At 70.1% G+C, this 7,097-nt stretch carries 6 protein-coding genes; 4 read left to right on the top strand and 2 right to left on the bottom strand.

Annotation, left to right across the window (positions count from 1 at the left end; translation table 11 throughout):
• Positions 1–1,685: apolipoprotein N-acyltransferase (gene lnt, locus AB1634_16150; GenBank protein ID MEW6221046.1), on the top strand; the 1,685-nt coding region annotated here is incomplete at its 5' end.
• An 88-nt stretch (positions 1,686–1,773) separates the two neighbouring features.
• Here the strand turns inward: lnt and AB1634_16145 are convergent.
• Both AB1634_16145 and AB1634_16140 read right to left on the bottom strand, forming a co-directional pair.
• A complete protein-coding gene (locus AB1634_16145) occupies positions 1,774–2,655 on the bottom strand; it encodes a phosphatidylglycerol lysyltransferase domain-containing protein (GenBank protein ID MEW6221045.1) in 882 nt (293 codons plus the stop codon).
• A gap of 24 nt (positions 2,656–2,679) precedes the next feature.
• Complete coding sequence (locus AB1634_16140) at positions 2,680–3,426, bottom strand: hypothetical protein (GenBank protein ID MEW6221044.1); 747 nt, start codon at positions 3,424–3,426, stop codon at positions 2,680–2,682.
• A 223-nt stretch (positions 3,427–3,649) separates the two neighbouring features.
• Here AB1634_16140 and AB1634_16135 point away from each other — a divergent pair, with 223 nt between their 5' ends.
• Genes AB1634_16135 through AB1634_16125 form a run of 3 tightly spaced genes read left to right on the top strand, consistent with a single transcriptional unit; the run spans position 3,650 to position 7,069 of the window.
• Positions 3,650–4,834 carry a glycosyltransferase gene (locus AB1634_16135; GenBank protein ID MEW6221043.1) on the top strand — a complete coding sequence of 395 codons (1,185 nt, stop codon included), beginning with the start codon at positions 3,650–3,652 and terminating at the stop codon, positions 4,832–4,834.
• Entirely contained in the window at positions 4,831–6,447 is a 1,617-nt protein-coding gene (locus AB1634_16130; GenBank protein MEW6221042.1) for an alkaline phosphatase family protein, read from the top strand. The genes AB1634_16135 and AB1634_16130 overlap by 4 nt, the downstream gene beginning before the upstream one ends.
• A 4-nt stretch (positions 6,448–6,451) precedes the next feature.
• A complete protein-coding gene (locus AB1634_16125) occupies positions 6,452–7,069 on the top strand; it encodes a hypothetical protein (GenBank protein ID MEW6221041.1) in 618 nt (205 codons plus the stop codon).
• The last annotated feature ends 28 nt before the right edge of the window (positions 7,070–7,097 follow it).

Below are 7,097 nucleotides of genomic sequence, written 5' to 3'. Positions count from 1 at the left end.
TGCGCCGGGCTACGCCCCTGACCGCCGCCGGCCTGGCCTGGCTGGCGGGCTTCGCCATGTTCCTGGCCGGCACCTGGTGGTGGGTGGCCCTGGGCCGGGAGTTTGCCGGCCTCGGCCCGGTCGCCGCCGTGGCTCTGGCCGCGCTCTTCGCCGGCTACCAGGCCTTGCCCTACGGCCTGGCGGCAGCCAGCACCGCATTCCTCGGCCAGCGCTACCAGCTCCCGCCGCTCCTGGTCGGCCCCTTGTGCCTTGGCCTGGCCGAGGCCCTCCTGCCCTTCTTCTTCAAGACCTCCCTGGCCATCGTCCTCTGGCAGGTCCGACCCCTGGCCCAGACGGCGGAGCTGGGCGGGCCGCCGGCGGTGGCTGCTCTCCTCGTCCTCGTCAACCTCACTCTGGGCAGCCTGCTGGTCTCTCTCCTGGAGCGGCGGTCCCTGCCGCCGGCCAGCCGCCGGGCAGCGGTTCTCTGCCTGGCCCTCACTGCCCTCGGCTGGGGCCGGGCCTGGCAGGTGGAGCAGCGGCGACTCCAGGCGCCGCGCCTGTCCTGCGGCATCGTCCAGCCCAACTTCGGGGTGGTGGCCGCCCAGGAGCGCCGGCTCCACAACGAGCGCTTCATCGCCGCCCTGCGTGCCGCCACCCAGGAGCTGGGCCGCCGCGGCGTTGATCTCATCCTCTGGCCGGAATCCGCCTGGCCGCTCCTTTTCGACCGCACCCTGACCCGGGAATTTGCGGCCGGCCACCCCTGGGAGCTGCGGCCCGGGGTCCGCGGCCGGCTGCTCCTGGGCGCCCTTACCCACCAGTTCGGCGGCACGACGGTCTGCAACAGCGCCCTCCTCTTCGCCGACGACCGCCGTCTGGCCGGCCGCTACGACAAGACCCGGCTGGTGCCCTTTGCCGAGGCCATCCCCCTGGCCAGCCGCTTCCCGGACTGGGCGAAGCGCCTGCGCACCCGGCTGCCGGATTGGCCGGCCATCACCCCCGGTCCGGCGCTAACCCTGCTCCAGGACGGGGACGTGGCCATCGGCGCCATGATCTGCGCCGAGGACCTGGACAGCCTTCTTGCGCAGCGCCTTGCCCGTCTTCGCCCCAACCTCCTGGTCTCCCTGGCCAGCGACGCCTGGTTCGGTGCCAGCAGCGCCCCGGTCCAACACCTGGCCCTGGCCTCCTTCCGGGCCATCGAGACCAGGCGCGATCTGGTCCGCGCCACCAACACCGGTGTTTCGGCCATCATCGACGCCACCGGCCGGAAGCAGCTCACCGGCCCCTTGTTGGCGGTGCCCCGCAACCAGCCCGCCCCGCCCACCCTGCTCCAGGGCGAGGTGCGGCTCCTCAACATTCCCTCCTGCGGCCGCCATGGCGTCCGTTTCTTCCCCCTGGCTGCTGCCCTGATCCTGGGGGCGCTCCTGGCCAGCCGCATCCTCGGCCTGGGGCGTGGAGCCCTCGAGCACCGGCAGCGGTCGCTCTGGATGGGCGGCCCGCAACCGCACATACTGCAGTCCGGTCTTGGAGCAGGCCAGATCCCGGAGCAGAGCCAGGATGTCTGGCAACCGTTCGCCAAGATCCTCGGCAATGATGTGCCTGGTGACCAGGAGAAACGAACGGACGAGAACCTCGCCCTTGAGGTCCTCATCCGGCCGGCGGGCCAGGTCGATAAGCGCGGACCGCCACGACGGCCGGCAAGGTGGTAGAAGAGACCGGTCGTTGCCCTTTCGGATCAGTCCTGCCGGTCCCTTCCGCGGTTGGACATTCCTTGTTCGATATTCGATATTCGATTCGTCAGCCCGGCTGCACCCGGTATTTGGCCACCAGGGCCACCGGGTTGTAGGACTCCTTGGCCTGCCGCAGGCCGGCAAGGCCCAGATCCTGCTCCCGGTTGACGAAGGCATACTCGGACCAGGCCTCCCGGCAGAAATCCCGGTTGATGGTCTGGTACAGGCCGCGGAAGGCGGGATTGGCCTTCTCGAAATGGATGACCACCGTATCGGGGCTCAGAGGCTCGCCCAGGCTGAAGGCCTCGACCCGGCCGGCCACCTCGATCACGCCGCCGGTCACGGTCAGGTCCTGGAAATGGGCAAGGGTCTCCCGGATCGCCCGCTCCTCGTTGGCGAGACCCAGATCGTCCGCGCAGCCCTTCAGGCTGCACCAGGCGTCGAGAAGCTGGCGGCAGGCGGGCAGATCGGCCGGAGTCATGGTCCGGAAGCGGTAGGCGTTCTCGCGGCTGAAAATGTGGATGTGGTTGCGCTTGTCCATGAAGCGCCGCCCGGGCAGCTCGGCCAGATCGTGACGGCGGTACAGGTAGTCGAAGTGCTCGCGGCAGGGTGTTGCCTGGAAGCCCTGGTCGGCCAGCACCTCGGCGTGGGGAGCCGGCACCCGCTCGAAGACGGGTGGCCGCCCCTCTGCCGCCAGGAGGGCGGCTGCCGCCCGGTACACCTCCGGCTCCAGGGTGGGCCCGGCCGGTGGCAGCAGGGCCTCCTGGCCCTGAGCCCGAATGCGCACCAGCAGATGCTCCCCCAGCCAGGCGATGTGCGGCTGGTACTGATGGCGCCAGGCAAAGAGGTTGGTGAAGGTCATCTCGGAGATGCCGAGAACGGCGGTGGCGAGACAGGCCTCGATGGCCAGTCGATGGCCGAGCGCCAGGGGCTTAAAGGCAACTGTCATGGGGGGAGACCGGACGGGGCGGCCCTACCGGGCGAGGGCCCCGTCCGGCCGCGCCGGGGCAAACGATCCCAGGGCGAAGTAGGGTGCCAGGCTGGTCAGCTCGGTGCGCAGCTCGAGGGTCAGCATCTGGGCCAGGAAGTGCAGCAGCACCAATGCGTTGCGGCCCGCCTCCCGGTCGCCCACCGACTTGATCCGCGCCAGGATGCCGGCGTTGACCGTCTGGACCCGGCGGTAGTGGATCTCCAGCTTCTTGAGATCCAGATCCGGCCGCCGGCCGCGGCGCCAGGCAAAGTACTCCTGCAACAAGTAAATGGCCGCGACCCGGGCCGCCGTCTCCTCGACGCTGGCAAAGGGCAGGTGGTAGCGGGCCACCGGCCGGAGAAAGCCCATGACCGGGCAGTCCGAGGTGGCCATGATCACGCCGAAGATGGAGTAGAGCCCCTCCTGCAGGGAGGTGTTCTTGCTGTAGCTGCGCTCCGGTACCCGGCACTTGACCCGACAGGTGCCGCTGGAGGGGGTATCCCGGAAGGCCTCCAGGAGGGAGGCCAGGTTGACGGCAATGGGGCAGTGGCTGGTTTCAGCCGGATCCAAGGAGCAGCAGCCGCACTGGTGGACGGCCAGCTCGGTCCAGGCAGGCGGCGGGCTGACGCTCGGCATGCGGAGGGCGGTGGTGGCGCCGTCGAAGGTGAGGTCGAAACGGCAATCCCGCTTCCGCTCCGGCAGATGGAAGTCGTAGCGAATATGGTAAAGCGGGGCCCGGGGCGCCAGCATCGGTCTCTCCTCGCAGGCCATGGACCCTCCTGGCGAGAAGGGGGCCTGCGGTCACAGGGCAATGAGCTATCTCTAGCAGATTGCTCGCGGCTTGCCAAGGGGCGAGGAGCCGCCCCCGGCCACGCGCTTCCTTGCCGGGCTTTTGCGGCTGTGCTAGGATGGGGAGCCTTGTCCGCCGGCGCCCAAGCGGCAGGAGCCGCCGTCGCCGGCGTCCCGGAGGAGCGTGTCCAGACGCATCGTCAAGGTCATCTACCAGACCTTTCTTCCCCACCAGGGGCGGTATCCCCGCCTGGCCGGCCAGGCCCGCATCCTGGCCGAGGCCGGCTTTGCCGTGACCGTCCTGGCCTGTGACCGGGACGGACACCATCCGAAGCGGGAGGAGCGAGACGGCATCGAGATCATCCGCATCCCGGTCCCCACCGGCGAGATGCGCGGGCCGCTGGCCCAGCTCCTGCCCCTGCTGCGCTTCTGGCGCCAGGCCCTGGCCTGGCTGCGCCGCCACCCGTACGACCTTCTCCACTGCCACAACCTCGATATCCTGCCTCTGGGGGTGCTGGCCCGCCGCGCCCTGGGCCGGCCGGTGCTCTACGAGGCCCACGAGCCCAACTACTACGCCCTGTGGCCGGAGCGCTGGGCCTTTGCCCTCAAGCTGGTCACCGCCATCGAGCACCGCCTGATCCGCGCGGTGGACGGGGTGAGCGTCACCAACGATTATCAGGTGGACAAGTGCCGCCAATTGGGCGCCCGCCGGGTGCTCCTGGCCGGGAACTACCCCCTGCCCCACCTGCGGGTGGCCGCCATTCCCGAAGAGAAGTGGAGCCGCGCCGCCGTGACCTTCGGCCGGCTGGGCACCATCTACCCGGACACCGGCTTCGAGGCCAGCTTCGCCGCCCTGACCCAGGTGCTGGAACGTCACCCGGCGACGCGCTTCCTGGTGGGGGGCCGGGTGGTGGACCGCTACCAGGAGGCCTTCAGCCGGCTGGTGGCGCCGGTCCGGGAGGCGGTGCAGCTCGCCGGCGCCTATCCGGCCGAGCAGATGCCCGATCTCTACCGGGCCATCGATGTCTCCCTTCTCATCTATCCCCGGAGCCCCTGGTTCCGGAACATCACCCCGAGAAAGTACTTCGACTCCCTGGCCAACGGCGTGCCGGTGATCATGACCGACATCGGCGGCCTGGGCCGGGTGATCCGGGAGCGGCAGTGCGGCCTGGTGGTGGATGACCAGGATCCGGCCGCCATCGCCGCGGCCATGGCGACTCTCATCACCAACCCGGCCTTGCGGCGGCGGCTGGCCGACAACGCCCTGGCGCTGGCGGCCACCGACTACGACTGGGCGCGGATGGCCCGGGCCTACGTGGCCCTCCAGGAGGAGATCCTGGCGGCAGCCGGCAGGGGCAAGGGGCAATGAAGAACCGGGTCTTCGTCTTCGGCATCGACGGCGGCACCTTCAGCGTCATCCGGCCGGCGGTGGCTGCCGGCCGCCTGCCGGTGCTGGGCCGCCTCTTAGCCGAGGGCGCCCACGGTGACCTCGAGTCCACCGTTCAGCCCATCACCCCCATGGCGTGGTCCAGCTTCGCCACCGGGGTCAATGCCGGCAAGCACGGCATCTTCGACTTCGCTCGTCTGGAGGGCGGCCGGCCGCGGCTGAACACCGCCGGCGACCGGGCGGCGCCGGCGGTCTGGAGCCTGCTGTCCGCCGCCGGCCGGCCGGCCACGGTGGTCAACGTCCCCTTCACCTACCCGCCGGAGGAGATCCACGGGATCATGATCCCGGGCTTCGACGCCCCCAGGGTGGAGCGGGCCATCTTCCATCCGGAGGCCCTTTACGACGAGCTGACCGCCCGCTTCGGCCCCTACCGGCTGGACTGGACCTTCCCCATCGGCCAGCGGCTGGATCTGGAGCGCTATCTGCAGACGATCCGCGACACGGTGCGCCACCGGGGCGACACCGGGCTCTATCTTCTGGACCGCCAGCCCTGGGACCTCTTTGTCATTGTCTTTACCTCCACGGACCACGCCCAACACGTCTTCTGGCAGCACCCCGAGGGCCAGGCCATCATCGAAGGGGTTTACGCCGAGGTGGACCGCCAGCTGGGCCGCTTTCTGGCAGCACTACCGCCGGACGTCACGGTCCTGGTCATGTCCGACCACGGCGCCGGCCCGATCCGCCACCTGGTCTACCTGGACAACTGGCTGGCCCGGGAGGGCTTCCTGGCCCGGCCAGCGGCCGCCGGCGCCGGCAGCCTGGCCCGCCGCGCCAAGTCCGCCCTGCGCCGTCTGCTGCCTACCGGGCTGCGCAAGGCCCTGCGGGCCGGGCTTCCTGGCGTGAAGAACCGTCTTGACCGCGCCATCCTCCGCTCCGGGGTCGACTGGTCACAAACCCGGGCCTATGCCAGCGGCATGTACGGCAACATCCGCCTGAACCTCCAGGGCCGGGAGCCCGAAGGCATCGTCCCACCGGCCGACTATGATCGGGTCTGCCGGGAGATCATGGACCGGCTCGCCACCCTCACCGACCCGGCCAGCGGCCAGCCCCTGGTGGCGGCGGTACGGCGCCGGCACGAGCTCTACCACGGCCCCTGCCTGGACCAGGCGCCGGATCTGGTCATCGTCTGGCAGGATTATGCCTGCTTCACCAAGAAGGGCATTGATCAGGGGGAGACGATCTTCGGCGATCGTCTGATGGTGGACGCCTCGGACTATCCCCACACCGGCACCCACCGGCTGGAGGGGATCTTCCTGGCCCATGGCCCGGGCGTGGCGCCCCAGGCCGGGGTCCAGGCCCGGATCATTGATCTCGCCCCCACCATCCTCGCCCTCCTGGGCGAGCCGGTGCCGGCCCACATGGACGGCCGGGTGCTGGCCGAGGTCTTTCCCCAACTGGCGGGTGCGCTACCGGCCGCAAGCGGCGGGGCTGCCGGCCAGGGTCCGGCCCTCAAAAAGGGGGCCGCGGTGACTCCCGAAGAGAAGGAGGCGCTCATCGAGCGCCTCAAGAGCCTGGGCTATATCGAGGAGGGGTAGGCAGATGCACGGTGCTGTCGCTTCGTTCCTGGCCGCTTTGGCTCTGGCGGCGCTGTTGGACCTGGCCCCGGCGGAGGCGAGTTGGCGGGGTGGCTTTGGCCCGTACGGCGGCGACCGCAAGGCCGTGGTGGTGGACCCCCACGACTCCTCCCTCCTCTATACGGACTCGGCGGATGAGGCCGGGGTCTGGACCTCCCGGGATGCCGGCGGCGGCTGGCAGTCCACCGCCTTGACCTTCGGCGATTCGGTGGTCGCGGTGCTGGATCTGGGGGACCGCAGCCGGGTGGTGGCAGGCCTCAGCGGCCGGGCCGCCGGCCTGTTCTGGTCCGAGGACGCCGGCGCCACCTGGACAGCGGTGGCCGAGCTCCAGGGCCAGGATGTCCTGCTCCTGGCTGCCGACCCGTATCGCGGCGACCATTGCCTGGCGGTGGTGCGACCGTCGGCCACGGAGCCCCACGATTTCTTCCGCACCACGGATGGCGGCGCCACGTGGCAGGCCCTGGATCCAGGGGTCGAGACCGTGATTGGCGAGCCCTTCACCAATGGTGATGTGGCCTTCGACCCCGATCAGCCGGACCTCCTGTACCTGGCCGTGAACGCCTACCCATTCAAGGTCTCCTGATCCGCACCCTGGAGCCGTAAGTTCATGC

The sequence above is a fragment of the Thermodesulfobacteriota bacterium genome, from assembly GCA_040755095.1.
Taxonomy (GTDB): Bacteria; Desulfobacterota; Desulfobulbia; order Desulfobulbales; family JBFMBH01; genus JBFMBH01.
The sequence above is the reverse complement of the archived record's forward strand: the minus strand, read 5'-3'. Positions and strand labels throughout refer to the sequence as shown.

Excerpts from the sequence above, each read along its gene's own strand:
- AB1634_16140 (MEW6221044.1), bottom strand. The coding sequence starts at position 3,426 with ATGCTGGCGCCCCGGGCCCCGCTTTACCATATTCGCTACGACTTCCAT.
- AB1634_16145 (MEW6221045.1), bottom strand. The coding sequence starts at position 2,655 with ATGACAGTTGCCTTTAAGCCCCTGGCGCTCGGCCATCGACTGGCCATC.
- AB1634_16130 (MEW6221042.1), top strand. The coding sequence starts at position 4,831 with ATGAAGAACCGGGTCTTCGTCTTCGGCATCGACGGCGGCACCTTCAGC.
- AB1634_16125 (MEW6221041.1), top strand. The coding sequence starts at position 6,452 with ATGCACGGTGCTGTCGCTTCGTTCCTGGCCGCTTTGGCTCTGGCGGCG.